The organism is Novosphingobium sp. PhB57 (genome assembly GCF_004342985.1).
Classification (GTDB): domain Bacteria; phylum Pseudomonadota; class Alphaproteobacteria; order Sphingomonadales; family Sphingomonadaceae; genus Novosphingobium.
The window spans coordinates 478,838-503,302 of sequence record NZ_SMBO01000001.1 but is presented as its reverse complement, the minus strand read 5'-3'; the positions used below and the strand labels follow the sequence as shown (position 1 = coordinate 503,302).

The window sequence follows — 24,465 nt, the reverse complement described above, 5'->3', positions numbered from 1 at the left end:
GGCCCATTCATGAACGCGCCCTTTCCGTCTCCCACCCCGTCCCGCGCCGGCAAGCCCCTGCGCCTTCTGATCGCGGCCCCGCGCGGCTTCTGCGCCGGCGTCGATCGCGCCATCGAGATCGTGGAGCGCGCGCTCGATATCTACGGCGCCCCGGTCTACGTGCGGCACGAGATCGTGCACAACAAGTTCGTGGTCGACAGTCTCAAGGCCAAGGGCGCGGTCTTCGTGGAAAGCGTGGACCAGGTGCCGGACGGCGTACCCGTGATCTTCTCCGCCCACGGCGTGCCCAAGTCGGTGCCGGCCAAGGCCACGGCGCGTGGTCTCGAATGGCTGGACGCCACATGCCCGCTGGTCAGCAAAGTGCACCGCCAGGCGGAGCGCCAGATCGCGGACGGGCGCCACATCCTCTTCATCGGCCATGCCGGACATCCCGAGGTGATCGGCACCTTCGGGCAGGTCCCGGAAGGCAACATGACCCTGATCGAGACGGTGGGCGACGTGGCCACGGTGGACGTGCCGGAAGGCAGCGAACTCGCCTATCTTTCGCAGACCACGCTGTCGGTGGACGATACCGCGGCGATCATCGCCGCGATCGAGGCGCGCTTCCCGCAAGTCGTGGCGCCGAAGCAGGAAGACATCTGCTACGCCACGTCCAACCGCCAGGGCGCCGTCAAGCAGATCGCCCCGGACTGCGATCTGGTGCTGGTGATCGGCTCACCCAAAAGCTCCAACTCGATGCGCCTGGTCGAAGTGGCCGAGCGCGCCGGTTCGCGCGGCGTGATGATCCAGCGCGCGACCGACATCGAGCCGGAATGGCTGCAGGACATCGACACCCTCGGCCTGACCGCCGGTGCCTCGGCACCCGAGGAACTGGTGAACGAGGTGGTCGCGCGCATCAAGGAACTGCGCGAAGTCGAATCCGAAGAGCGTGTGACCGCCGAGGAAACCATCACGTTCAAGCTGCCGCGCCAGCTCGCCCGCTGAAGGAATCCAGTTCGTCATGGCAGTTTATACCCGACTCGGCGCGGAAGAGATGTCCGCGATCATCGAGACGTTCGGCGTCGGTACGCTCATTTCGGCCAAGGGCATCGCGGAAGGCGTGTCCAACAGCAACTGGCTGATCGAGACCCGGCAGGGCGAAGACGCGCGCCGCTTCATCCTCACCGTCTACGAAAGCCGGACGGATGTGGCCGACCTCCCCTTCTTCCTCGACCTGCTCGACCATCTGGCCGCGCGCGACTGCCCGGTGCCGCGCACCATGCATGACCGCGACGGGGCGAGCCACCGCTTCATTGGCGAAGGCGAAAACCGCAAGGCGCTGGCGCTGATCGAGTTCCTGCCCGGGGTTTCGGTTTCCGAACCCACGGCGGCGCAAGTCCGCGCGGTCGGTTCGGCCCTGGCGCAGATCCACCTCGCCGCCGCCGACTTCGGACATGACCGCGTCAACGCGCTGGACCTGCCCGCCTGGCAGCAACTGCTGGGCGACTGCGGCCGCGAAGGGCTGGAATCGATCGACCCCGCGCTCGGCGCCCTGGTCGAACGCGAACTGGCCGAGCTGGCCGGGAAATGGCCGTCGGACCTGCCCAGCGGCGTGATCCATGCCGATCTGTTCACGGACAACGTGCTGATGCTGGGCAGCCAGGTCACCGGCCTGATCGACTTCTACTTCGCCTGCACCGACATCCTGGCCTACGACGTCGCCGTCACCCATTCGGCCTGGTGCTTCAGCAACGACGGCACGCAGTTCGATGCCGAACTCTCGCGCGCGCTGATAGAGGGTTACGAAGCCGTGCGACCGCTTTCCGAGGCCGAGCGCACCGCCCTGCCGCTGCTGGCGCGCGGCGCGGCCATCCGCTTCCTGGCGACCCGCGCTTATGACTGGCTGAACACGCCGGAAGACGCGCTCGTCACGCCCAAGGACCCGATGGCCTTTGCCCGGCGCCTCGAATTCTATGCCGATCCGGCCAATTCTGGCATCTTCGGCGCATGAAACAGGTTCAGATCTTCACCGACGGCGCCTGCAAGGGCAATCCGGGGCCGGGCGGCTGGGGCGTGCTTCTGCGCATGGGCGTCCACGAGAAGGAGATGTCGGGCGGCGAGCCGGACACCACGAACAACCGCATGGAAATGACGGCCGTGATCAAGGGCCTCAACGCCCTTACCGAGCCTTGCGAGATCACGCTCCAGACCGACAGCAAGTACGTGATCGACGGGATCACCAAGTGGGTTCACGGCTGGAAGAAGAAGGGCTGGATCAATGCCAGCAAGCAGCCGGTGCGCAATGCCGATCTCTGGCATGACCTGATCGAGGCGGTTGCACGTCACAAGGTCCACTGGGAATGGGTGCGCGGCCATTCCGGCCATGCCGAGAACGAGCGCGTGGACAAGCTGGCCAGCGACGCGGCGGTGGCGGCAGGCAAATAGGGAGGCGCGACCTGCCTGCTTCCGAACCGCCCCGGTTTCCGCCGCTCCCCGTCCTTCGCGAACGCCTTCGCGAGGAAGCCCGTGCCCTGGTAACGCCCGGCCCGCGCATGGCCGACGAATGGGCCTGCGTCGCCTCGGTCATGCTGGCGATCCTGATCGCTCACCTGATCGGCGCGCAGATGGTCGCCTGGGCAGCCTTCACCGCCTTCGTCCTGCTCAAGAGCGAGACCGCCGAGACTTTGCTGCGCGGGGTGCTTCGCATCGTCGGCACGGCCATCGGCTCGCTGCTGGCCCTGGCGATCGTGCCTTATGCCGCTCACGCTCTTCCGCTCGCCATGGCCAGCGCGGCGCTGGTGGGTGCCGTGGGCCTCTACGGCATGATCACGGCGCGGCGCGCTTATGCCTGGCTGCTGTTCGGCCTGACCTTCGAGATGATCCTGCTCGACAAGCTGGAGCATCCAGACCTCGACACCATCCATTTCGCGCAGACCCGCCTGCTGGAAGTGATCGCCGGCACCCTGGCCTGCGTGATCGTCAGCCTCTCGGCGGCGACCCTGGCGGGAAGGAAGTGGCTCGCGGGACGCAAGCCCGCGCCGGACCGGATGAAATGGCACCCTCACGCCGCACGCCACGCGGCGCAGGCGGGTATCGCCATCGCCGTGCTGCCGGTGCTGCACGCGGTGTTCCAGCTGCCGCAGATGGCGCAGGCCGCCGTCACTGTCATGGCCGTGATGATCGTGCCGGTCAGCGGCATCGGCGCGAGCGGCTTCGTGCCCGTGACGCGCCGCCTGTTCCAGCGCACGCTCGGCTGCCTTGCGGGCGGCGGCCTGTCGCTGGCGATCCTGCTGGTCGCGCAGGGCAATACCGCTGTGCTCGTGGCGGGCACCTGCCTCGGCATCGTCATCGGGCGCCATATCGAAAACGGCCTGCCGAACGTGACTTATCTCGGGCTCCAGTTCACGCTCGCCGTGCTGGTGGTGCTGGTGCCGGACTCTTATGCCGACGCGCAGATCATGCCCGCCGTGCACCGCCTCGTCAGCATCTTCGTGGGCATGGCCGTGCTCGAACCGGTGCTGCTGGCATGGCACTTCGTCGCGCCCGGCCGCAAGGCATCGGCACGGGTCGGCGATGCGGAAAACAACGAGTGATGCCCGCCGGAACGAAGCTTGCGGCGGGCGCCCTGCCCTAACGTCCGAACCGATCTGGCGCGAAGGGAGCGGGATCCACTTCGCCCCACGCCCGGCCCAGCAGGAGCCCGGCGCCCAGTTCCGCCGCGGCCGGGGCGGTCTGGATGCCAAAGCCGCCCTGCCCTGCAAACCAGAAGAAGGCCGGATCTGCCGGATCGAAACCGTAGACCGGCAGACGGTCCGGGGCGAAGGAGCGCAGCCCGGCCCAGCGGTGCTCGACGCGGCGAACCGGGCGATCGATCACTTGCTCGAACCTGTCCACCGCGAGCGCCACGTCGATTTCCTCCGGCGCCGCATCGCAGGGCGCACTGGGCGTCTCGTCATGCGGGCTCAACCAGAGGCGGCCGCTTTCGGGCTTGAAATAGAACTGGCCGGCCACGTCGAGAACCAGTGGCAGCGTGTCCGGGGCGGCCGGCTCGATCGCCACCTGGGCAATGGTGCGCCTATAAGGCGCGATGCCGAGCGGCCGGGCGCCCGCCCGGCTTGCCACCGTGTCCGCCCAGGCGCCCGCAGCGTTGACCAGCACGTCGCAGCCGAGGCGGCGGCCATCGGCAAGGGTGAGTGACCAGCCTTGCGGCCCCCGTTCGGCGGCAGCGAGCCCGGCGCGGCTCCACAAGGCGACGCCCGCCTTGCGCGCTTCGACCAGGTAGTGCTGGTGGAGCGCGGCGACGTCTATGTCGCAAGTGCTCGGCTCCAGCACGCCGCACGTCCATTCGGGACGGAGATCGGGGATGTGCGCGGCGATTTCGGGAGCTTCCAGAATGGAAACGTCGATGCCGACGGCACTGTAAGTCTCGGCGAAAGCGGCAATGTCGCGCTCCTGCCCGGTTCGGCCGATGGTCAGCGCGCCCCGCGGAGTCAGCACGCCCAGCCGCTGCAGTTCCGGTCCCGACGCCGTCGTCAGCGGCTTGACGCGCGGGCCGCCATAACTCTCGGTCCAGAACGCGGCCGAACGGCCGGTGGCGTGATAGCCGGGGCGCTCCTCGGCCTCGATCACCAGAACCCGCGCATGGTCCGCCATTCTGGCGGCCAGCGAGGCACCGGCCATGCCGGCGCCCACTATGACGATATCGAACCTCGCATCCATAAGGGTTTCAGCCCCTAACGCGCGCAGTCCGGTTCAGGAAGTCCCGTATGGCCGCGAGTGCCCGATCGCGTGCCGGATCGGCTTCGCGCAGGATTTCGTGGCGCGCCTCGTGGCCGAAAGCCAGGAGTTCCGCCTGCGGCAGACGGCGGGAAGCACGCCGGATCGCCGGCCAGGAGACCAGCCCGTCATACCGGGTGGCCAACAGCAGCACCGGCAGGTCGACCGCTTCCAGCACGCCCCGCGCCTCAAGCAGGCGAATCGAGGCGAGCGCCCGCTCGATCCAGCCCCAGCTTGCCGGTCCCATGGCGATGCCGGGCCGGCGCTGGCGCCACCAGTCCTCATCGGAATAGCGGCCCTTGTCATGCGTGAGCAGATGCGAGCGGGCCTGCGGCAGGAGTTCCGGTTTCTCGCTGTGCTTCCAGGCAGGGCGCCGCGAATCGCCGAGCCCGGCGATCCCGCGCGCCACCGTGTGAAGCAGCCCGGCAGGCAGCCAGGCGGGGTGAATGCCCAGCATCGGCGCCGAGAGCACCAGGCTATCGGGCCGGACTTTGCCTTGCGCCGCGGCGCGAAGGGCAAGATGCCCGCCCATCGAATGACCGATCAGCACATGCGGCCCCGGCTTGTCCGCCGCCCAGCCGCGCCAGAAAGCGGCGAGATCCTCGATCCACACATCGAAGTCGGGGACATGGCCGGTCGCGGCGTCGAAGCCGAAGCGCCCGCTCAGCGCCTGGCCGCGCCAGTCGATCGAGCTGACGGCCCAGCCTTCCAGATGCCACTGCTCGAGCGTCTCCAGCCACTTTTCATAGCTGTCACCGCGTCCCGGCAGGAACAGGATCGATCCGCGCGCCTGCGGCAGGCCCGCAGCATGGGCGGGCCAGTCGATCCGGCGCAGCGGCTCCGGTCCGCTCGGCCCGGTCCAGAAGCTCTCGACGACGCCTTCGGGTATCGCCCGCCGCGCCTTCGCCGCCAGCCGCGCGATCTCGGCGGGGGACGGCATGCCTTCGCCGGGCACAGGCTCGCTCTCGGTTGCCTGAATGGTCACGATTTTGCAGTCATGGGGCTAAGCTCGGCCTCGATACTGTGGTTACTGTTTGGTAAGCGATGTCCGATAGATCGTGCCCCGGGCCAAGGGGGAACTCACGAATGCCGGGCGGAGCCTTTTCGTATGCATTGCTGCTGGCATTGGCAATCGCCCTGCTTGTCGCAGCCTTCACCGATCTCAAGCGCCGGGAGATCGACAACACGCTCAATCTCGCGATCGCCTTAGCCGCGCCGTTCTGGTGGTGGTCGATCGGCCTGGGCTGGGCCGACATGGCCTGGCAGCTTGGCCTGGCCCTGATCACTTTTGTCGTCGCATGCCTGCTGTTTGCACTGCGCCAGATGGGCGGCGGCGACGTCAAGCTGCTGACCGCGCTGGCGCTGTGGTTCGCGCCTGCCGGTTTCGGCCAGGTCATCGTCCTCATGGCCATGATCGGCGGCGGAGCCTCGATCGCCATGGCCGCCTTCAACATGGAACGGCGGCCCGGCGAGGCGGTGCGCGACGCGCTTGGCTGGATCGTCGCCCTGGGCTGGGTCTTCGCTGCGGGCGCGGTGGTTCTTGCGCTGGCCATGCACCGACCGGTGGTTTCACCCGACCAGCTCGGCGCCGTGCACGCAGCCATTCCCCAGGCATGGCTGCTGGCACTCATCGCACTGGCCGTGGTCGCGCTGTTCCTGTTCGGCTTCCGCCACATCATGCGCCGCCAGAAATCGCGCCTGCCCATTCCCTACGGCGTGGCCATCTCGGCGGCGGCGCTCTGGGTGATGGGCGAGCAGGTGCTTTCCAGCACGCTCGTTCGATGAACTCGATTTTAACCATTTTACGCGATTCTACTTACACTTGCCCAGTCACGAACGCAGTGACTTCGGGCGCAGGGGTTTCGCATAGGGCGTTTCTGACGCCGCATTTCGGCCTTCGGGGCGGCGCCTGCCGCTCCAGGGCTTTCAGGGGGTCGCTTAGACATGGATAGGAAGAAGCTGGTGCTGCTGGTTGCCGCGCTGCTGATAGCAGTGGTGACGGCAATGGGCGCCCGCTCGATGTTCGCCGGTTCGGCAGCGCCCCAGGCGCAGGCCGTGGCGACTGCCCAGCCGACCGGGCCCAAGGTCCTCGTCGCCCAGCGCGCCCTGCCCGTGGGCACGATCATCACCGCCGACGCCGTCTCCTATCAGGACTGGCCGAAGGAGCTGGTGAAGGATGCCTACTTCATCGACGGTCAGGCCGACATGCAGAAGCTGCTCGGCACCGTGGTCCGCTTCCAGATCACCGCCGGACAGCCAGTAACCCAGGGCGCCCTCGTCGCGCCGGGGGACCGCGGCTTCCTGGCCGCCGCCCTCGGGCCGGGCATGCGCGCAGTGACCATTCCCGTCTCCGCCAAGACCGGCGTCGGCGGCTTCGTCTTCCCCGGCGACCACGTTGACCTCGTGCTCACGCAGCAGGTCACCGGCAACGACGGCGGTCAGGCCCTGCGCGCATCGGAAACGATCCTGCGCAACTTGCGCGTGCTCGCCACCGACCAGGCCACGGACAACGAAGTGGTGGACGGCAAGACGGTGGTCCACGCCTTCAGCACGGTCACGCTCGAAGTGACGCCGCGCATTGCCGAGAAGGTGGCCGTGGCGCAGGAAATCGGCACGCTCAGCCTCTCGCTGCGCGCCATCGCCGACAACCAGGGCGAATTCGAGCGGATCCTTGCCAGCGGTGACGTCAAGGTGCCGGAAGGCGCCACCCGCGAACAGGAGGAGCAGCTCATGCGCAATGCCATGAACCGCCCCATCGAAGGCACCTCCACTTATATGACCGGCGGCGACGTCTCGCGCTTCCAGCGCTCCAGCCGCCCGGCCACCGGCCCCGAAGTGGCGGCCCGCACCGTTCCGGTCATCGGCGCACCCCAGACCGCTTCCGCAGCGCCCGTTCGTACCGGCCCCGTCGTGCGCGTCACGCGCGGCAAGGACACGACCGAAGAACCCGTCGGCAGCCACTGATGACCCGCCCGCAGAACGCATTCTCCGCAAAGCGCATCCATCCGACGAAGGGTCTCACGATGCAACCGCGCCTTCTCAAGTCCCTGCTGATCGCGGCCTGCGCGCTGGCGCCGCTCGCGGCCGCCGCGCCCGCCTGTGCGCAGTCGATCGTCCATCCCGCGCAGGACCTCTCGCTGTCGATCGGCAACGGCCAGCTCATCAACGTGCCCGGCGCCATGGCCGACGTCTTCGTTGCCAATGACGCGGTGGCCGACGTGCAGGTCAAGTCCGCGCGCCAGCTCTACGTCTTCGGCAAGGCCGGCGGCACCACCACGGTCTATGCCAGCAACGCGGCAGGCGCCGTGATATGGTCTGCCACCATCCGCGTCGGTTCGAACCTCGACAGCGTGGACGCCATGCTGCGCCTGGCCATGCCGGAAGCGAAGATCGGCGTCTCGACGATGGGTTCCAGCACTTTCCTGCTGACCGGCACCGTCAAGACCCCGGAAGACGCCGCGGAAGCAGAGCGCCTCGTCCAGGCCTATGTCGGCAAAGATGCCAATGTCATCAGCCGCCTGCGCATGGCGACGCCGCTGCAGGTCAACCTCCAGGTCCGCATCGCGGAAGTGAGCCGCTCGCTGGTCAAGTCTCTGGCCGTGAACATGGCCACCATCGACGGCACCGGCGGTTTCAAGTTCGGTATCGGGCAGGGAACCGTCAACGAATTCCATCCCGGCCGCGCCATGGGTGTCGGCGGAGACGTCTCCATCACCCTGCCCGATGGAACGACGGTTCCCGGCAGCAGCGTCACCACCAACACGGCCGGCAGCACACTGGCTGCGGCCGGCAAGCTGTTCGGCGTGAACATCCTCGGTTCGCTCGACGCCGGCGAGACCATCGGCCTCGTCACCACCCTCGCCCAGCCGAACCTGACCGCGCTTTCGGGCGAAACGGCTGAATTCCTGGCGGGCGGCGAATATCCGATCCCCATCAGCCAGGCGCTCGGCACCACGTCGATCGAATACAAGAAATACGGCGTCAGCCTCAGCTATTCGCCGGTCGTCCTCGCCAATGGCCGCATCTCGATGCGCGTCCGCCCGGAAGTCTCCGAGCTGTCGAGCCAGGGCGCCGTCAATTTCAACGGCTACGAGGTTCCCGCCCTCACCGTGCGGCGTACCGAGACCACCGTGGAACTCGGCTCCGGCCAGAGCTTCATGATCGCCGGCCTGCTGAGCAACAATTCCACCAATACCATCCAGAAGCTGCCGGGCGCCGGCGACCTGCCGATCCTGGGCTCGCTGTTCCGCTCCACCAGCTACAAGCGCGGCGAGACCGAACTGGTGATCGTGGTGACGCCCTACCTCGTCAATCCGGTCGACGCCTCCCAGATCGCGCTGCCGACCGACGGCTTCAACGCCCCGAACGACTTGCAGCGCCTGCTCGGCAACATGGAAAACGACGGCACCAGCGGCAACAAGCGCTCGGAAGCCGTGAGCGGCGCCGGTGCCGCCCCGGGAGCGAGCGATGCCTCCACCGCACCCGCCACGTCCGGCAAGCGTTCGGCCGCCGATACCGCCGTTCGCCCCGGCTTCAGCCTGAACTGAGAAAGATGATCCCGATGTCCAACCAGATCGCGCGTCGTCCCGGCCTCGGCCGTCTCGCTGCCGGCTCGCTCGTCCTCTCGTTCGGCCTCCTCCTTGCCGGTTGCGGCGGCATGCCCACCAACCGTTCGATGAACAGCGTGCATCAGCCCGTGATCGAGCGCGTCAACTACACGCTGGACGTGCGCACCGACGGCTCGGGCCTCGGGTCCGGGGAGCAGGGACGGCTGGCCGGCTGGTTCGAGGCCATGGGCCTCAAATACGGCGACCGCATCTTCGTGGACGATCCCTCGGGCAATCCCGCCGTCCGCAGCGCCGTGGAAGCCGTGGCCGGACGCTATGGTCTGATCCTCACCGAGGGCGCGCCGGTCACTGACGGCTATGTCGATGCCGGCAATGCGCGGATCGTCATCGCCCGCACCAAGGCTTCGGTGCCGGGTTGCCCGGACTGGTCCGCCCATAACGACTTCAATCCCAACAACGGCCTGACCAGCAACTACGGCTGCGCCACCAATGCCAATATCGCGGCCATGGTCGCCAACCCCGAAGACCTGGTGCACGGCGCCCAGTCGACCGGCAAAACCACCGTCATGAGCGCGTCCAAGGCGATCGAGGCTTATCGCAGCGCCACTCCCACGGGCGGCAACACCGTCGCCGCCACCTCCAGCAAGGCGAACTGAGCCATGAACGCACCCTGGAAATCCGGCGGCCCCGGCGGCCGCGACCAGTTCGCCGCCTATATGTGCGACGAGGCATCGCTCGACGTGCTGCGCCCCATTGCGCTCGAAATGGGCTGGCAGCCGGAGAAGTGCAACAAGGGAGGCCTGCGCAACGCGGTCCAGTCGCTGTCGATCACCGCAAGCCCGAACATCCTCCTGGTGGACCTGTCGGAAAGCGGCGACCCGCTGAACGACATCAATGCCCTGGCCGAAGTCTGCGAGCCCGGCACCGTCGTCATCGCGGTGGGCCAGGTGAACGACGTGCGCCTCTACCGCGACCTGCTGGCCAGCGGCATTCAGGACTATCTGCTCAAGCCCCTCTCCCCCGGCACCGTGCGCGATACGCTGGCGCAGGCGCAGGCCGTGTTCTCGGCCCCGCGCGGCCATGAGCCCGGCGCGGCCAAGTCCCACCTTTCCACGGCCGTGATCGGCACGCGCGGCGGTGTCGGTGCCTCCACCCTGGCGACGTCACTTGCCTGGCTGTTCAGCGCGGACGAAAAGCTGCCGACCGCCCTGCTCGATCTCGACATCCATTTCGGCACCGGCGCGCTCTGCCTAGACCTTGAGCCCGGCCGCGGCCTGACCGACGCGATCGAGAACCCCAGCCGCATCGACGGCCTGTTCATCGAACGCGCGATGATCCGGGCCAACGACAACCTGGCGATCCTCTCGGCCGAAGCCCCCATCGGCACGCCGCTGATGACCGACGGCGCGGCCTTCGTGCAGCTTGAGGAAGAATTCCGCCAGGCCTTCGAGATGACGGTCATCGATCTGCCGCGCAACATGCTGATCAACTTCCCGCAGCTTCTGGCCAATGTGAACGTGGTCGTGCTGGTCGTGGAACTGACGCTGGCCTCGGCGCGCGATACGATCCGCATGCTCTCCTGGCTCAAGGCCCATGCCCCGCATGCCCGCGTGCTCGTGGTGGCCAACAAGATCCAGCCCAGCCTGGCCGAGATCACCAAGGCCGATTTCGAAGCCTCGATCGAAACCCCGGTGCAGATTGCCATCCCCTACGACCTCAAGGCCGCATCGATGGCCGCGAAGCTGGGCCAGACATTCGCCGACACCAACCGCACCAACCGGGCCGGTGCCGCAATCCGCGACCTGTCGCGCCTGATCCTCGAAGAGACCGGAGAGGCCCGCTCGGCACCAGGCGGCCCTGCCGCCAAGCCTTCGCTGCTCGGCAAGCTCGACCTCAAGGCCTTCATGGGCAAGGCCGCGGCGAAGAAGGAAACGGCCCCTCGCTGAGGGGCCGCGAAAGGGGCGAAAAGCAGCCATGAACATGATGCAGTTGCTGCTGCTGGCGATCGGCCTGACGAGCGCGGTGGCGCTTATCTGGGTCGCCTTCTCCGGCCCTTCGCCCGCTAAGGAATCGACGCGCCGGCTGAAGTCGGTGCGCTACCGCCATTCGCAGAGCACGACCGACCGCGTCGAGGCGCAGATGCGCAAGGCCGTGGCCGCGCGCCGCCCGAAAATGCACAAGACCGCGGGTTCGGGCTCGCGGATCGACGCCCTGGCCCTGCGCCTGCACCGCTCGGGCGTCAGTTGGTCGCTGAACCAGTACCTCTACGTTTCCGGCGGCGTCGGCCTCTTCGTCACGCTGCTGGTACTGCTCAAGACCAAGGCGCTCATCCTGGCGCTGGCCTTCGGGCTGTTCATGGGCGCCGGCATTCCGCATTTCGTGCTCAACAAGCTCATCTCGCGGCGCACCAACGCATTCAACGCCAAGTTCCCCGACGCCATCGAACTGCTGGTACGCGGCCTGCGCTCGGGCCTGCCGGTCACCGAGACGCTGGGCGTCGTCGCCAAGGAAGTGCCCGGCCCGGTGGGCGAGGAGTTCAAGCTCGTCACCGAACGCATCAAGATCGGCAAGACCATGGAGGATGCCCTCCAGGACACTTCCGACCGTCTCGACATCCCGGAATTCGCCTTCTTCTGCATCACGCTGGCCATCCAGCGCGAGACCGGCGGCAACCTGGCCGAAACACTGGCGAACTTGTCCGACGTGCTGCGCAAGCGCTCGCAGATGAAGCTCAAGATCCGCGCCATGAGCTCGGAATCCAAGGCCTCGGCCTATATCGTGGGCTCCCTGCCCTTCATCGTCTTCGGCATGATCTGGTGGATCAACCCCGGCTACATCGGCAAGTTCTTCACGGACGACCGCCTGATCGTGGCGGGCATGGGAGGCGCGGTCTGGATGGGCATCGGCGCCTTCATCATGGCCAAGATGGTCAGTTTCGAGATCTGAGCGAAAGATAGACGTTCCGATGCCAAACCAACCTGCCGGTCCCACCCTTCTCGGTTTCGACGTCATCATGGTCGGCACGCTGCTCGCGGCCGTCGCGGCGGCGGCCGTGCTGCTGGCGATCTATGCCGCGGTCACCGTGCGCGATCCCATGGCCAAGCGCGTCAAGGCGCTCAACCAGCGCCGCGAAGCGCTCAAGGCCGGGATCGCCACCGCCCCGCGCAAGCGCCAGAGCGTTGTGCGCCGGAACGAGACCACCGATCGCATGGGCGCCTTCCTCGGCAAGCTGAAAATGCTGCAGGACAGCCAGCTTCGCACCATCGAGCAGAAGCTGGCCCAGGCCGGCATCCGCAACAAGGAATGGGCAGTCGCGGTGGTCTTCGCCCGCCTCGTCGCGCCGATCCTGATGGGCGGCACCGCTGCTCTGGTGATCTACGGGATCGACTACTTTCCGCAATGGAGCAGCTTCAAGAAGTTCATGGGCTTCGCGGGGATGCTGATCGCCGGCTACAAGGGGCCGGATATCTTTATCAAGAACATGGTCACCAAGCGCACCGACGCGATCCGCAAAGGCCTGCCCGACGCGCTCGACCTGCTGGTGATCTGTGCCGAGGCCGGCCTGACGGTCGACGCCGCGTTCGACCGTGTCGCCCGCGAACTCGGCCGCGCCTATCCCGAACTGGGCGAGGAATTCTCGCTCGCCTCGATCGAACTGTCGTTCCTCACCGAACGCCGGCAGGCTTTCGAAAACCTCGCCTACCGCGTCAATCTCGACGCCATGCGCGGCGTCGTCACCACCATGATCCAGACCGAGCGCTACGGCACGCCGCTGGCTTCGGCCTTGCGCGTCCTATCCGCCGAATTCCGCAACGAACGGATGATGCGCGCCGAGGAAAAGGCAGCCCGCCTGCCCGCGATCATGACCGTGCCGCTGATCCTGTTCATCCTGCCGACGCTGTTCATCGTCATTCTCGGCCCGGCCGCCTGCTCGATCGCCGATGCCTTCTCGGGCGGCGAGCCCCACGCGCCGAAGTAGAGCTAGCGGCGCTGCGACGGGCGGCGGGGGACATAGACGACCACGCCGTCCGGCCCGCGATAGACCCGCTGCCAGCGCCGCGAGCGGGCGAGTTCCCCTGCCAGCGGCGCATTGTGCTCCTCCTGGATGAGGAACGCGGCCGGATGCCACTTGGCGATCACGTCGACGAGGGGAACGTAGCCGTTCTCGATCCCGCCGTTGTACTGCCACTCCTCGCGCGCGTAGCGATAGTAGCGACCGTCATAAGCGACGTGCCAGGCCGGCCAGCCCGCGTCGATGACAGGGCCGCCATAGGGGAAATCGGCGTAGATGGTGCCGTGTACGTCAAGCGTCTTCAGATACGCGATGGCACCCAGCGGCAGAGTAGGCGCAAAGCGCGTCGGTGCCGCGATCGGCGTGATCGCCGCCACGAACAGCACGGCGGCTGCAGCCAGCCCTCGCGGCGCGGCGCGTTGGGTGTTCGCGCGCTCTTCGCTCCCTGTCACGGCCCGCGTCATGGCCCGCGCGATCACCGGAACGAGGGCAAGGGCCCAGAACAGCACGAAGCGATAAGCGGTCGCCGTCAGGATGAAGAGGGCCAGCGCCAGCAACAGTTCGCGCGGCTCACGGCGCTCCTGCTGGCGCAGGACAAGGTACAACGCGACGATGGCCACGGCCAGGACCGGCACGGCGTTGGTCCGGTTGCCCTCGATCCAGAGCGGGCGCCATTCGCTGGCGCCGATCGCAAGGCTCATCTCGGCATTCTTCGCCGAAATCGCCAGGATCGAGACGCCGTCAGGCGTGGCGAAGACCGCGCCGATCGCGGCCAGGCTCAGGATCGCCGGACCGATCGGCAAGGGACGGCTGCGGTCGCGCAGCCAGGCAAGGAGGCCGAGGACCGTCTGGATGCCCAGTGCGAGCGCGCCGACGCTGACCGAGGGATGCAGGTTCTGCCAGAGCAGGAGCAAGGGCACGCCCAGCGCGATGGCCGGGAGCGGTCGCAATTCGAGGCGCTGCAGCGCCAGGAGCAGACCGAAACAGAGCGAGGCGTAGCTCTGCGGCCGAATACTGGCCGTCTCGACAGCAGCGATGAACGGCAGCACGAGCGCGGCGGCGACCGCCAGCCTGGAGGCGCCCCGCAGGCGGCAGGCAGCCGCGACCGCCCAGAATCCGCCGAGCCAGCATAGCGAATCGTAGATCCGCAGCCCGTCCCAGCCGCCGATGGCGCGAACGAAGGCCATGCTGGCCTGCGCCAGCCAGCCGATGGCCGGCAGCGGCTCGCCCAGATGCAGCGCGGCGAAGGGCTCACGCGAGATCGGGCCGCCATGGGCAAGGATGATCTCGCCCAGCTTGAGCTGCCAGAAAATGTCGACATCCCAGACCCGGCGGAGCAGCAGCACGGCGAGCATTGCCGCCGGCACGAGCGCCGCGGCCCAATGCGCCCAGGACACTTGCGCTGTCGTCCCGGCTTCGGCCGTGGGGGCCGCGGCGGCGACCGGCCGTCCTTCGCTCGTCTCGATCCGTCCGCTCACCTTGTCCCCCGGCTCATGCCCCGCGCATGCCCATCACCTGCATGGCACGCGCTTTCCTTCACCGCAGCGCGAGAGGCTGTTCAAGCCCCCTGCGCTGCGGAAGCGGGGATAATCGGGTTCGGATGGCTATCCCGAACGTTGGCACTGGACAAGGCCGCGCGCTGCGTGGCCGAAATGCCCGGCTCAGTAGCCCATCAGGCTGAGCACTTCCTTGCGGCTGCGTTCGTCGTCGAGGAAAGTGCCCATCATGCGGCTGGTGATCATGCTGACGCCCGGCGTACGCACGCCGCGCGCGGTCATGCAGGCATGGCTGGCCTCGATCACCACCGCCACGCCCTGCGGCTGGAGATGGTCCCAGATGCACTGCGCCACTTCGGCGGTCAGCCGTTCCTGGATCTGGAGGCGGCGCGCGAAACCGTGCAGCACGCGGGCCAGCTTGGAAATGCCCACGACGTGGTCCTTGGGCAGATAGGCGATCGCCGCCTTGCCGATGATCGGCGCCATGTGGTGTTCGCAGTGCGACTGGAAGGGAATGTCCTTCAGCAGCACCACTTCGTCATAGCCGCCCACTTCCTCGAACACGCGGCTGAGGTGGATCGCCGGATCCTCGCCATAGCCCTGGCAATATTCCTTCCAGGCGCGGGCCACGCGCTTGGGCGTATCGATCAGCCCTTCGCGCGCGGGATCGTCTCCGGCCCACTCGATCAGCGTGCGGATGGCCTGCTGCACATGGTCGGGGACGGCCGGCTTGCCCAGCGGGTTGTCCTCGTCGGGACCGTCAAGGCTGCTCATCCCTTCTTACTCCTTCGCAATCTGTCCATGAGGCGCAGCCGCATGAGCTGCCCCTTGCGGCGGAAGAGACCGCGCCGCTCGATCGGCTCGAACATCTCTCCGGGTCGTTCCGGGTCGAGCAGAGCACTTTCACCCAGCGCTCTTTCAGCTTCGGAGAGATGTTTCAAGGGCAAGGGTTCCAGATGTTTGCCCGTGGGCACAAGGCTTTCGACCGCCGCCAGCATCGAGCCATGGCGATCCAGCGCCTCGGCGATGGTCTCTTCGATCACGCCGCAATGCTCGGCGAGCAGGCGATGGCGCAAACCCGCGATCGCCGGCGAGACATGGGCGTTGGCAGGCCGCGCCGCATCTATGAAGACATCGCATTCGGAATCGAGCCCCATCGAACGGTTGTTCATGTTGGCCGAACCCACCCGCAGCACTTCTTCATCGATGATCATGAGCTTGGCATGGACATAGATCGGCGTGCCGTCCGCGGAGACCGGATAGTAGATGCGGAAGCGACCGGCATGGTCCGCCTCGCCCAGCGTCCGCACCAGTTCGACCCGCGCGGTATCCATCGCCACCTGCTCCAGCCAGCCGTCCGCCGTCAGCGGATTGACGATCAGGAACTCCGGCGGATCGTCTTCCAGCAGCCGTTCGCAGATCGCCTCGGCTATCGCGCGCGAGGCGAAATACTGGGTTTCGGCATAGACGAAGCGGCGGGCGCGGCGGATCTGCTCCACGAACAGGGCCTCGATCTCGCTGACCTGGGGGCACTCGCCATATTCGGCGCGGGTCCGGGCAATGCCGACCTCCACATTCTCGAATTCGGCGCGGAGCTTGTCAGGCCAGGGGCTGAAGTCCTGCGGCACGCAAGGCGCGATCTCCGCACCGCCCGCAACCTTCCAGCGCTCGCGCCCCAATTCGCCCAGCACGGCGGCCACTTCGCCCTCCATCACCATCGTCACGTCGTGCCAGGGGCCGTAGAGCCCTCCGGTCGGGCGGCGCCGCCGAGGGTCCTTGGGCAGATGATCCGGCGTGTCCCAGCGATCGGAAGTCATGTCGATACCACCGCACGCCGCGAAGACATCGTCCACCACCACGATTTTCTGATGGTGGCTGCAGCCGATCGGATGCGCGCCGTCGAACTTGAAATCGATTCGCGCCTGCAACGCCCAGCGGATCAGGTCGAAGACCATCGTCCCGCGAAAGAGCGACTTCACCAGCGAGATGTTCCACTTGAGCAGCAGGATCTCCAGTCGGGGGTTCGACTTGACCAGCCAGATGATAAAGGAACCGAGCCGCGCGGGAAATTTCTGGCGCCGCCCGCGTTGCCACCAGCGGCGACCCGAGGCGAGCAGGATACGCGAGTCGAAATCCCAGCCGATCAGGAAGATGCGTTGCCGTGCTTCTTCCATCACGCCGCGCATCAGTTCGAAATAGTCGGCCGCGTCGATCACCACATAGGCGCGCTTCGCCATGGCGTAGCGCCAGACCGATGGCGAAGCCGCTGGGTCCTGGCCTCCCCCGTTAGCCGAGTTTTGTATCATCACTTACCTTGCTGGATCAGCCGTCGCCCGCGATCAAGGGTTGAGATCGAGGGATGTTCCGAAGGGCATTTGTCCGACATGTGACACGCCCCGCCGCCCCTGAAACCTGCGAATGGCCGATTTCCGCCACTTCACCGTAAAAAAGAGCCGCTTTGACGGTTGATCCGGCACCGTTCAGCGGCCATTCCGTTGCAAGTGTGCAACATGCACCGTCAAAGTCCGTTCCTTCCCAGTGCTAACCCACGCGGAACGGGCTTCCAGCTTTCGGGTTGGAACAAATCGTCCGGGTCGTGAATTTTCCGGACCACCATTCACGCTTCCGCAGCGATTGCGCGTCGGAAGCCTCCGAGCCGGAACCGTTGGGTCGGTTCCCGCATCGAGAAGGAGTATGCCATGAAGAAATCTCTCATCGCCGCCGCGATCGCCGCCGCGACCTTGTCCCCGGTGACCGTCATGGCTCAGGGCACGGCTGCTGCCGCCACCGCCGCCCCGACGGTAGGTGCCAAGGTCTATGCCCCCGATGGCTCCGAAGTCGGTACCGTGGAAGCGGTCCAGAACGGTGTCGTCACCGTGAACACAGGCACGGCCCGCGCCGGCCTGCCCGGCACCGCTTTCGCCATGCGCGAAAAGGGCCTGACCATCGGCATGAACAAGGCCGATCTCGAAGCCGCCGTGAACGGTGCCAAGGCTGAGAGCAGCGCCGAACTCGCCACCGCTTTCGTGGCCGACAAGCCGATCAAGAGCAGCGACGGCGTCGTTCTCGGCACCGTGAGCAAGGTCGAAGGCGACGACGTCTTCGTGGCGCTCAACAACGGCTCGGTCGCCCAGCTCAAGAAGTCCTACTTCGGGCTCGGCGCGGACAAGTCGCTGACGCTCGGCATGACGTCCACGGCGTTCAACTCGCAGCTGCAGGCCAGCGCCGGCGGCCAGCCGGGTGCGGATGCCCAGGCGGCTCCCTCGGCCACTGCCGCCGCGGGCGAGACCCCCAGCGGCCAGTAATCGCCTGAGGGCAATCTGATCGAAAGGCCGGGAGCGCAGCTGCGTTTCCGGCCTTTTTCGTTTCAGCCTGCTTCGGCCTCTCAGCCCGCCTGTAATCGTGGATACGAAAAACCCCGCTGGAGCCAGGCTCCGCGGGGTTTTTAGTGCATTGGTGCAAGTGGTGCGCCCGGAGCGATTCGAACGCCCGACCCTCAGATTCGTAGTCTGATGCTCTATCCAGCTGAGCTACGGGCGCACAATTTGCCCTATGTAGTGCCATTCCCTGCCGAAGGAGAGAATGGTGCGCCCGGAACGATTCGAACGTCCGACCCTCAGATTCGTAGTCTGATGCTCTATCCAGCTGAGCTACGGGCGCAAATGTCATTCTCCAACCAAAGACCATACCCCCCGAAGGAGAATGGTGCGCCCGGAACGATTCGAACGTCCGACCCTCAGATTCGTAGTCTGATGCTCTATCCAGCTGAGCTACGGGCGCGTTGGAGAGGCGCCAATAGGAGCGCTTCGCCTTGCCGTCAACGCCTATATCGCGTTCTGCGTCAAGATTGTGGATAAGGCTGCGGCAAGCGGATAGTCGAGCGGCGGCATGTCGAGACCCGGGATCTCGCCGGGCATGTACCAGCCCAGCGCTTCGGCCTCATGGGCCTCCGGCTCGCCCTCCCAGGCACGGCACGCATAAAGAAGAATGACGATGGCACGGCCGCCTCCGCTCTTGGCCCCGACCTTGGCAGCCTCGTCTCCGGACGGCAGGCTCCCCGGCCCGCTCGCGAAGCCCACCGGCATGAGCGCTTCCGGCGCCAGCGCCACGCCCAGCTCTTCATGGAGCTCTCGCGCGGCAGCCATCTCGGGCGTCTCGCCTGCCTCGACCTTGCCGCCGGGGAACTCCCAGAGCCCACCGTGTTGCGTCGCCAGAGGCCGCTGCTGCATCAGCACGCGCCCGTCCGCGCGTAGCAGAGCCACGGCGACGACCAGCAAGGGTGTAAGGAAATTTTCCAGGGAAACGCCCTCCTTTAGGAACTCTTTAACGCTAAGACGCTAATTCAATCAATGATTGGGGGCATTGCAAGTATTCATGACAGAATCATCATTTCTTGCCCGCCTTCTTCGAGATGAAGATGGCGCCACCGCAATAGAGTATGGCCTGATTCTGGGCATGATCGTGCTTGCCATACTTGTCGCGCTCAACAGCCTTGCATCGGAAACGATCGCCTTGTGGACATCCGTCAGTGATAAGTCTGCAGCGGCCACATCCGGTCAATAATTACTTTCTCTGTTTAAGTTTTTTTCAACACTTCCAGCCTAGATCCCAATCTGTCCAAAGCGCCGAAGCGAGTGCCTGGCGGGGCGGACCGGGTACACAAGACTGCTTTCATTCAGGAGACATGACATGAAGTTTCTCGCCAAGCTGCGCCGCAACGAAGAAGGCGCCACCGCAATCGAATACGGCCTGATCGCCGCTCTGATCGCCGTCGCCGCGATCGCCGCCATGCAGGGCCTGGGCTCGCAGCTCAACACGACCTTCACCAAGACGTCGACCGCGATCGAAGCAGGCAACGACGCTAAGGGCAGCGACGTCGTGAAGTAACTGGTCTAATTCAAGTGTTGGAGGGCGGCGGGGAAACCTGCCGCCCTTTTTTCATGTGTCAACCGTTTGAGGCTGATACCGAAATTGGCGTCAAACCTGACCTCATCCTAAACTTGTTTCCAGACCCATCAGCATAACGGTCCGCCATTGATCGCTGAAACCGCGCCTCAATACGTCACCAGCTTCACCCTCTGCCCCGGAGCCAGCCGCGCACCGCTCCCCAGTCCGTTGAGCACCAGAAACCGCTCCACGGCCCCATCGCTGTACGCCATGCGCGATGCCAGCGACTGCACGGTGTCGCCAGCCTTTACAGTCACGACCCCCAGTCTTCGCGGCTTGACCTGGCCCGCCTCGCTTGCGGAAATCCGGCGCATGCTCTTGAACATCGCGTTGAACGCGCCCGCGCCGCCGACGCGCGTGATCGTCAGGAAGTGATAGGCCCTGCCGCCGCCGAAGTCGTAGGCGAACACCGCCACATCCACCGGACCGCTGGACGCCTGCACTTGCGCCACGCCATAGGCTGCCGAAATGCCGTTCACGTTCGCACGCTCGATGCTGGACGGCACGATCCGCGCCTGTCCTGATTCGGTGAGGCTGGAAAACACCGTCTGGATATAAGCGTCCAGCCCCGTCCCCATCGGACCGCCCGAGAACTGCGCCTTCCCCGAATCGCCGTTGATCGAAACCGCCTGGGTTCCGTTCACGAGATAGAACCCCTCGGGCGCCTGGAACGCGAGGCGCAGTTCGGGATGGGTGAAACGGTTGCCGTCGATGATTCCCTGCTTGGGATCATCGCCATAGACCAGACCATCGATCCGGGTGAGAAATTCGTCGCGGTTGGTCATGCCCGTCGCCGATGCGCCTGCCTGGGCCTGCGCATCGCGCACGCGGGAGGCCGGGTCCGGGTGCGTCGAGGCCCACTGCGGAACCTGATTCGATGTGCCGCGCAGTTGCGCCTCCAGGGCCGTCTGGCGCGCGAGGCTATCCAGCACGGTCGCCATGGCCCGCGGATCGTAGCCCGCCCGCTTGAGGTAAGTGATGCCAAGCCGGTCCGCTTCCAGCTCCTGACTGCGCGAATATTTCAGCGTCAGCATTTGCGATCCCTGGGAGGCCAGTTGCTGCCCCAGCCTGCCGAAAGCGCTGTCCCCCAGCAGGACACCCGACAGCAAGGACCCCAGCACGCCCAGCAACTGGTTACGCGAGGCGGCTTCCTGTCGCTTGGCCGAATGCCGCGCGGCGACATGACCGACCTCATGCCCAAGCACCCCGGCCAGTTCCGCCTCGTTGTTCATCAGGGCCGTGAGCTGCCGGGTGACGTAGATATAGCCGCCCGGGATCGCGAAGGCATTGTTCACCGGCGAGTTCAGCAACGTGACGGTAAAGTCGCCGCGCGCGTTCGAAAGGCCGGACTGGATGGCGATGGTCTTGCCGACCTGCTCGACATAACTGGCCTGAGGGCCGGTCACGGCGCCGCCGAATTCGGCGAGGAGATCCGGGTGCGCCTTGGCACCTTCCGCCTTGTCGGCACGGCTGATGGCGTTGACAGTGGCCGGACGGGCCGCGGCGGCGACGGCAACGCCTGTCGTGCTTGGCGCCAGGGCCAGCAGCGCGGCGCCCGCGCAAGTAGCGGCGAAAGCGCCCCTGAGCGCCCGAACCGGTTGGTATGCAGACATCTTCTTCCCCTCGGACGATGGCAATTCTTCGCGTTTCTCCCGTGAAGCAACGGGAAGGATAATGCGAGGTTCCCTCCGCTCAGCCGCGCGCCAGTGGATGGCGCGCGTTTACCAGCGCCACCAGCCGCGCGCTGTCGACATGCGTGTAGATCTGGGTCGTCGCGATATCCGCATGCCCCAGCAGCATCTGCAGAACGCGCAAGTCCGCCCCGCCTTCGAGCAGATGCGTCGCGAAGGCATGGCGCAGCACATGCGGTGACACGCGCGTGGGATCGATCTCCGCGCGCACCGCCAGCGCCCGCAGCAATTGAAACAGGCGCACCCGCGTCAGATGGCCGCTTTCCCCGGTGGAGGGGAACAGGAACTTCGACGTGCCGCGTCGTACCGCCAGCCACCGCGAAAGCACCATGCGCGCACGGCCGCTCACCGGCACCATGCGCTGCTGCCCGCCCTTCCCCGTCACATGCAGGAAAGGCGCATCGCGCGGCACCGCGGCGACCGGCAGCGAAACGAGTTCGGTGGCCCGCAGGCCCGAGCCATAGAGCAATTCCAAAAGCGCCAGCAGCCGCACCGCGTCGGAGCGCTCCCCCGCCGCCTCTGCCTCGGCCGTGGCCAGGAACCGCTCCACTTCCGCATGCGAAAGCAGACGCGGCAAGGGCCTGCGCGTGCGGGGGCGCGGCAGCGAGCCGGAGGGATCGTCTGCACGCAGGCCCTCGTCCACCAGGAAGCCATAGAATTGCCGGAGCGCCGAACAGCGGCGCGAAAGGCTGGATGCCGCGAGCCCGGTCCAGGCCTCTCCCAGCCCGGCCAGCGAATCGCCGTCGGCAGCGGCAAGATCGCCCAGCACCGCCTCGGCGGCCGCAAGATCGCGCCGATAGGCGGCGAGCGTGTTGGCCGCGGCCCCGCGTTCGGCCGCCAGCATCGCCAGGAACCGTTCGGCGTGGCTTCCGCCCGCCATCCCGGTCAGGCCCGCGCCACGGCTTCCGCGGCGATCATCCGCGCCTCGGCATCGAGGCCGACCGTGCGAAGCGCAGAGACGATGTGGTAGAGGTAACGCGGCGTCATCCGCTGCCAACTGCTGCCCTGCATGCCGAGACCGACAAGCAGGGCGACGCTGGCGGCATCGCCGTCCGCGGCCGCCTTGTCGATGGCGGCGGTGAAACGGGTCGCGCTGTCCAGCTGCATGCCCCAGTCGCCCGAATAGCGCGAGGCCGCGCCTTCATCGATCCGGCCCAGTCCGGCAAGTCCGGCGACAAGGAAAGCGCTGCGGCGCTTGTTCTGGCTGTCGTCGGCCCCGTAATAGGTATCCACCGCGCCCGAATCCACGGCCCGGATACGGCCCGGCGCAGCGAGCGTCAGCAGGCCCCAGCCCTCGCTGCCCGACGCCACGATCGGCGACCAGGCCAGCGCATTAGTATCATAACCTGCCGAGAGCATCGAGGCGATCAGCGCAGCGGCATCGTCCTCCATGTCCTTGCTCGGCGCGATGCGCGCTGCGGCTGCGGCGGTCAGCACCTGGCGGGCATAGGCAGCCTCCCCGGTCGTGCCGGTCCAGAGGTTCTGCATCGCGGAAAGGCGCGCTCCGGGCGCTTCCAGCGTATAGGCATCGCGCAGGCTTTCTGCGCGCTTCTGCCATTCGCCGGTCACTTCGGGATCGGCATAGACCTGCGAATAAAGGTCGACCATCGCGGCATTGGAAAGCACGCCGCTGGCCGCCGCCCGGTCGGCGGCAATGGCCCGGCGCTCCAGGCCGACCATCGGCGCAAGCGCGGTGGCATAGTCGTACATCCGCCCGGCGCCGGACATGGCGCTATCGGGCGGGGTGAGGCCGACGCCGATCGCCAGGCCGTAGCGCCAGGGCGTCATCGTATCGACGCCGTCCCACTCGATCGTCACGGCCTTGCGTGAACGTCCCGCAGCGCCGGCGTACTTCTGCGCGAGCAGCGAATCGATCCGCGGCATCTTGCCGCTGACGCGGGCCCGCTCCAGCCGGGCGAGCGCGGCGGCGCCACTGCCCCGGAAGGCATCGCAGATCGACTGCGCGGCGCTCCATTCGGCAGTGTCGTCCTGCATGCCCTGGATCGAGAGCACCGGGCACATGCCGGTGAAATCGGCCGTGCGCTGGTAGATGTCGAAAGCCTCGCGGGTAATACCCGGCGTGAAGTTCGAGATATCCAGCCCCTGCAGGACCGCGCGGGCGGCATCCGTTTCGCCCATCCGAATCAGCAGGCCTACGCGAAGGCCGAGGAATTGCTGCGGACTCATGCCCGGCGGCGCCTGGAGCCGCGAGGCGAGCGCGCGGCGCAGCAGGATATGCCCCCAGCGCGAGACCAGCGCCCCGCGATTGGCGGCGATGGCGGTCTGCACCAGATAGGGGTTCTGGGCGGAGAGCGAAGCTGCGGCCATCCCGCCCTCGCTCTCGTCGACCAGACCGATCTGCTCCATCGAGCGGCGAGCGCCCGCCGGCATGTCAAGATCGAGCTTGTCGGTCAGGAGCTGTTCGAAGGCCTCGGGCGACATGCCCTGCAGTTCTTCAAGCGTGGGCATGCGCGTGAGCGTGCTCTTGCCGCTGGCGTCGGTCGTCACGAAGCCGCTGGTGGGGAAGCTCGGCGCATCCTCCACCGGCAATGCCTGGATCACCGGGGTCGAAACCGAGCGCGGCGCGCTCGACGGCGATGCCGGTGCGGCAGCCGAAGGGCTTGCCGCCGGGCGGCTGGACGGCCGCGGCGGCGCAGCAGGCGCGGCGCTGGGTGTGGCGCGCGCGGGCGGTTCGTCGAACATCTTCGGCAGCAGCGATTCGGGCGCATCCTGCGCCACTGCCCATACCGAAGTCAGCGCCAGCGAAACGCCGGCCAGCAGATGCCAGGACCGTACACCCAGGCTCATCGGGGCAGCTCCGGCACCGGAATTGGCTCGACGATATCGCGCACCGGCGAACGGCCGCCGTCCGACCATGCCCAGGCGCCCAACAGGACCGCCCCCAGGATTGCCACCGGAGCGACGATGGAAACGGCAGCCACGCCTGAGAACTTGCGCCTGCGTTTTTGTATCGTCACTCGCCTTCCTTCACCGAT

General features: G+C 66.7%; 24 protein-coding genes and 3 tRNA genes. 14 read left to right on the top strand and 13 right to left on the bottom strand.

Translation table 11 applies throughout. The features are described from left to right. The first annotated feature begins 9 nt into the window (after positions 1-9). The 4 genes from ispH (at position 10) to EDF58_RS02185 (ending at position 3,572) form a co-directional block, all read left to right on the top strand. Positions 10-984, top strand: coding sequence for a 4-hydroxy-3-methylbut-2-enyl diphosphate reductase (ispH, locus tag EDF58_RS02200; protein ID WP_132262281.1), 975 nt, complete (start codon positions 10-12; stop codon positions 982-984). Positions 985-1,000: 16 nt separating this feature from the next. Beyond that, positions 1,001-1,990, top strand: coding sequence for a homoserine kinase (gene thrB, locus EDF58_RS02195; RefSeq protein ID WP_132262279.1), 990 nt, complete (start codon positions 1,001-1,003; stop codon positions 1,988-1,990). Then, positions 1,987-2,424 (top strand): ribonuclease HI, encoded by a 438-nt coding sequence (rnhA, locus tag EDF58_RS02190; protein ID WP_132262277.1) that lies wholly within the window; start codon positions 1,987-1,989, stop codon positions 2,422-2,424. Before thrB ends, rnhA begins: the two co-directional genes overlap by 4 nt. Positions 2,425-2,531: 107 nt before the next feature. Next, positions 2,532-3,572: an FUSC family protein gene (locus EDF58_RS02185; RefSeq protein ID WP_132262275.1), complete on the top strand. Its 1,041-nt coding sequence runs from the start codon at positions 2,532-2,534 to the stop codon at positions 3,570-3,572. Between the two features lie 37 nt (positions 3,573-3,609). Here EDF58_RS02185 and EDF58_RS02180 read toward each other — a convergent pair whose 3' ends face one another. After that, a complete protein-coding gene (locus tag EDF58_RS02180) occupies positions 3,610-4,698 on the bottom strand; it encodes an FAD-binding oxidoreductase (protein WP_132262273.1) in 1,089 nt (362 codons plus the stop codon). Between the two features lie 7 nt (positions 4,699-4,705). Further along, positions 4,706-5,695 carry an alpha/beta hydrolase gene (locus EDF58_RS02175; RefSeq protein ID WP_132264049.1) on the bottom strand — a complete coding sequence of 330 codons (990 nt, stop codon included), beginning with the start codon at positions 5,693-5,695 and terminating at the stop codon, positions 4,706-4,708. Positions 5,696-5,841: 146 nt separating this feature from the next. On the opposite strand from EDF58_RS02175, the gene EDF58_RS02170 reads away from it, so the two are divergent. From EDF58_RS02170 to EDF58_RS02140, 7 genes are all read left to right on the top strand, one after another. After that, positions 5,842-6,540 (top strand): prepilin peptidase, encoded by a 699-nt coding sequence (locus tag EDF58_RS02170; RefSeq protein WP_132262271.1) that lies wholly within the window; start codon positions 5,842-5,844, stop codon positions 6,538-6,540. A gap of 159 nt (positions 6,541-6,699) precedes the next feature. Beyond that, positions 6,700-7,719: a Flp pilus assembly protein CpaB gene (gene cpaB, locus EDF58_RS02165; protein WP_132262269.1), complete on the top strand. Its 1,020-nt coding sequence runs from the start codon at positions 6,700-6,702 to the stop codon at positions 7,717-7,719. Between the two features lie 59 nt (positions 7,720-7,778). Beyond that, positions 7,779-9,302, top strand: a complete 1,524-nt coding sequence (locus tag EDF58_RS02160; protein WP_132262267.1) for a type II and III secretion system protein family protein — start codon at positions 7,779-7,781, stop codon at positions 9,300-9,302. 14 nt (positions 9,303-9,316) lie between these two features. Next, complete coding sequence (locus tag EDF58_RS02155) at positions 9,317-9,979, top strand: CpaD family pilus assembly protein (RefSeq protein WP_207912796.1); 663 nt, start codon at positions 9,317-9,319, stop codon at positions 9,977-9,979. 3 nt (positions 9,980-9,982) lie between these two features. Further along, entirely contained in the window at positions 9,983-11,269 is a 1,287-nt protein-coding gene (locus EDF58_RS02150; RefSeq protein WP_132262263.1) for a pilus assembly protein CpaE, read from the top strand. Positions 11,270-11,297: 28 nt separating this feature from the next. Then, positions 11,298-12,269, top strand: coding sequence for a type II secretion system F family protein (locus tag EDF58_RS02145; RefSeq protein ID WP_132262261.1), 972 nt, complete (start codon positions 11,298-11,300; stop codon positions 12,267-12,269). Positions 12,270-12,288: 19 nt separating this feature from the next. Then, a complete protein-coding gene (locus EDF58_RS02140; protein ID WP_132262259.1) occupies positions 12,289-13,302 on the top strand; it encodes a type II secretion system F family protein in 1,014 nt (337 codons plus the stop codon). Between the two features lie 2 nt (positions 13,303-13,304). Here the strand turns inward: EDF58_RS02140 and EDF58_RS02135 are convergent, their stop codons facing one another. The 3 genes from EDF58_RS02135 to EDF58_RS02125 all read right to left on the bottom strand — a co-directional run bounded on the left by EDF58_RS02135 (position 13,305) and on the right by EDF58_RS02125 (position 17,068). Continuing rightward, on the bottom strand, positions 13,305-14,813 hold the full coding sequence (locus tag EDF58_RS02135) for a hypothetical protein (RefSeq protein WP_243654043.1): 1,509 nt from the start codon (positions 14,811-14,813) through the stop codon (positions 13,305-13,307). A gap of 183 nt (positions 14,814-14,996) precedes the next feature. Next, complete coding sequence (gene folE, locus EDF58_RS02130) at positions 14,997-15,605, bottom strand: GTP cyclohydrolase I FolE (protein ID WP_132262257.1); 609 nt, start codon at positions 15,603-15,605, stop codon at positions 14,997-14,999. Further along, positions 15,602-17,068, bottom strand: a complete 1,467-nt coding sequence (locus tag EDF58_RS02125; RefSeq protein ID WP_347812882.1) for a phospholipase D-like domain-containing protein — start codon at positions 17,066-17,068, stop codon at positions 15,602-15,604. Before EDF58_RS02125 ends, folE begins: the two co-directional genes overlap by 4 nt. Before the next feature lie 462 nt (positions 17,069-17,530). Here EDF58_RS02125 and EDF58_RS02120 point away from each other — a divergent pair, with 462 nt between their 5' ends. Beyond that, on the top strand, positions 17,531-18,136 hold the full coding sequence (locus EDF58_RS02120) for a hypothetical protein (protein ID WP_132262253.1): 606 nt from the start codon (positions 17,531-17,533) through the stop codon (positions 18,134-18,136). A gap of 158 nt (positions 18,137-18,294) precedes the next feature. Here the strand turns inward: EDF58_RS02120 and EDF58_RS02115 are convergent. The 4 genes from EDF58_RS02115 to EDF58_RS02100 form a co-directional block, all read right to left on the bottom strand. Next, positions 18,295-18,371, bottom strand: a tRNA-Arg gene (locus tag EDF58_RS02115). Between the two features lie 43 nt (positions 18,372-18,414). Continuing rightward, a tRNA-Arg gene (locus EDF58_RS02110) sits at positions 18,415-18,491 on the bottom strand. 43 nt (positions 18,492-18,534) lie between these two features. Continuing rightward, positions 18,535-18,611 (bottom strand) — tRNA-Arg (locus EDF58_RS02105). Between the two features lie 44 nt (positions 18,612-18,655). Beyond that, a complete protein-coding gene (locus EDF58_RS02100; protein ID WP_279388299.1) occupies positions 18,656-19,093 on the bottom strand; it encodes a (deoxy)nucleoside triphosphate pyrophosphohydrolase in 438 nt (145 codons plus the stop codon). A 100-nt stretch (positions 19,094-19,193) separates the two neighbouring features. On the opposite strand from EDF58_RS02100, the gene EDF58_RS02095 reads away from it, so the two are divergent. Then, positions 19,194-19,394, top strand: coding sequence for a Flp family type IVb pilin (locus EDF58_RS02095; protein WP_347812881.1), 201 nt, complete (start codon positions 19,194-19,196; stop codon positions 19,392-19,394). 126 nt (positions 19,395-19,520) lie between these two features. Further along, positions 19,521-19,718 (top strand): Flp family type IVb pilin, encoded by a 198-nt coding sequence (locus EDF58_RS02090; protein ID WP_132262248.1) that lies wholly within the window; start codon positions 19,521-19,523, stop codon positions 19,716-19,718. 167 nt (positions 19,719-19,885) lie between these two features. Here EDF58_RS02090 and EDF58_RS02085 read toward each other — a convergent pair whose 3' ends face one another. The 4 genes from EDF58_RS02085 to EDF58_RS25760 form a co-directional block, all read right to left on the bottom strand. Further along, positions 19,886-21,391, bottom strand: coding sequence for a M48 family metalloprotease (locus tag EDF58_RS02085; RefSeq protein WP_132262246.1), 1,506 nt, complete (start codon positions 21,389-21,391; stop codon positions 19,886-19,888). Positions 21,392-21,470: 79 nt separating this feature from the next. After that, positions 21,471-22,349: a tyrosine recombinase gene (locus tag EDF58_RS02080; RefSeq protein WP_132262245.1), complete on the bottom strand. Its 879-nt coding sequence runs from the start codon at positions 22,347-22,349 to the stop codon at positions 21,471-21,473. A gap of 5 nt (positions 22,350-22,354) precedes the next feature. Further along, a complete protein-coding gene (locus EDF58_RS02075; protein ID WP_132262243.1) occupies positions 22,355-24,277 on the bottom strand; it encodes a hypothetical protein in 1,923 nt (640 codons plus the stop codon). Next, positions 24,274-24,447: a hypothetical protein gene (locus EDF58_RS25760; protein WP_165921316.1), complete on the bottom strand. Its 174-nt coding sequence runs from the start codon at positions 24,445-24,447 to the stop codon at positions 24,274-24,276. Before EDF58_RS25760 ends, EDF58_RS02075 begins: the two co-directional genes overlap by 4 nt. Positions 24,448-24,465: the final 18 nt, after the last annotated feature.

Bases quoted from the DNA above. Each gene is read 5' to 3' on its own strand.
- ispH (WP_132262281.1), top strand. From the start codon at position 10: ATGAACGCGCCCTTTCCGTCTCCCACCCCGTCCCGCGCCGGCAAGCCC.
- thrB (WP_132262279.1), top strand. From the start codon at position 1,001: ATGGCAGTTTATACCCGACTCGGCGCGGAAGAGATGTCCGCGATCATC.
- rnhA (WP_132262277.1), top strand. From the start codon at position 1,987: ATGAAACAGGTTCAGATCTTCACCGACGGCGCCTGCAAGGGCAATCCG.
- EDF58_RS02185 (WP_132262275.1), top strand. From the start codon at position 2,532: ATGGCCGACGAATGGGCCTGCGTCGCCTCGGTCATGCTGGCGATCCTG.
- EDF58_RS02180 (WP_132262273.1), bottom strand. From the start codon at position 4,698: ATGGATGCGAGGTTCGATATCGTCATAGTGGGCGCCGGCATGGCCGGT.
- EDF58_RS02175 (WP_132264049.1), bottom strand. From the start codon at position 5,695: ATGCCGTCCCCCGCCGAGATCGCGCGGCTGGCGGCGAAGGCGCGGCGG.
- EDF58_RS02170 (WP_132262271.1), top strand. From the start codon at position 5,842: ATGCCGGGCGGAGCCTTTTCGTATGCATTGCTGCTGGCATTGGCAATC.
- cpaB (WP_132262269.1), top strand. From the start codon at position 6,700: ATGGATAGGAAGAAGCTGGTGCTGCTGGTTGCCGCGCTGCTGATAGCA.
- EDF58_RS02160 (WP_132262267.1), top strand. From the start codon at position 7,779: ATGCAACCGCGCCTTCTCAAGTCCCTGCTGATCGCGGCCTGCGCGCTG.
- EDF58_RS02155 (WP_207912796.1), top strand. From the start codon at position 9,317: ATGTCCAACCAGATCGCGCGTCGTCCCGGCCTCGGCCGTCTCGCTGCC.
- EDF58_RS02150 (WP_132262263.1), top strand. From the start codon at position 9,983: ATGAACGCACCCTGGAAATCCGGCGGCCCCGGCGGCCGCGACCAGTTC.
- EDF58_RS02145 (WP_132262261.1), top strand. From the start codon at position 11,298: ATGAACATGATGCAGTTGCTGCTGCTGGCGATCGGCCTGACGAGCGCG.
- EDF58_RS02140 (WP_132262259.1), top strand. From the start codon at position 12,289: ATGCCAAACCAACCTGCCGGTCCCACCCTTCTCGGTTTCGACGTCATC.
- folE (WP_132262257.1), bottom strand. From the start codon at position 15,605: ATGAGCAGCCTTGACGGTCCCGACGAGGACAACCCGCTGGGCAAGCCG.
- EDF58_RS02125 (WP_347812882.1), bottom strand. From the start codon at position 17,068: ATGGCGAAGCGCGCCTATGTGGTGATCGACGCGGCCGACTATTTCGAA.
- EDF58_RS02120 (WP_132262253.1), top strand. From the start codon at position 17,531: ATGAAGAAATCTCTCATCGCCGCCGCGATCGCCGCCGCGACCTTGTCC.
- EDF58_RS02090 (WP_132262248.1), top strand. From the start codon at position 19,521: ATGAAGTTTCTCGCCAAGCTGCGCCGCAACGAAGAAGGCGCCACCGCA.
- EDF58_RS02085 (WP_132262246.1), bottom strand. From the start codon at position 21,391: ATGTCTGCATACCAACCGGTTCGGGCGCTCAGGGGCGCTTTCGCCGCT.
- EDF58_RS02080 (WP_132262245.1), bottom strand. From the start codon at position 22,349: ATGGCGGGCGGAAGCCACGCCGAACGGTTCCTGGCGATGCTGGCGGCC.
- EDF58_RS02075 (WP_132262243.1), bottom strand. From the start codon at position 24,277: ATGAGCCTGGGTGTACGGTCCTGGCATCTGCTGGCCGGCGTTTCGCTG.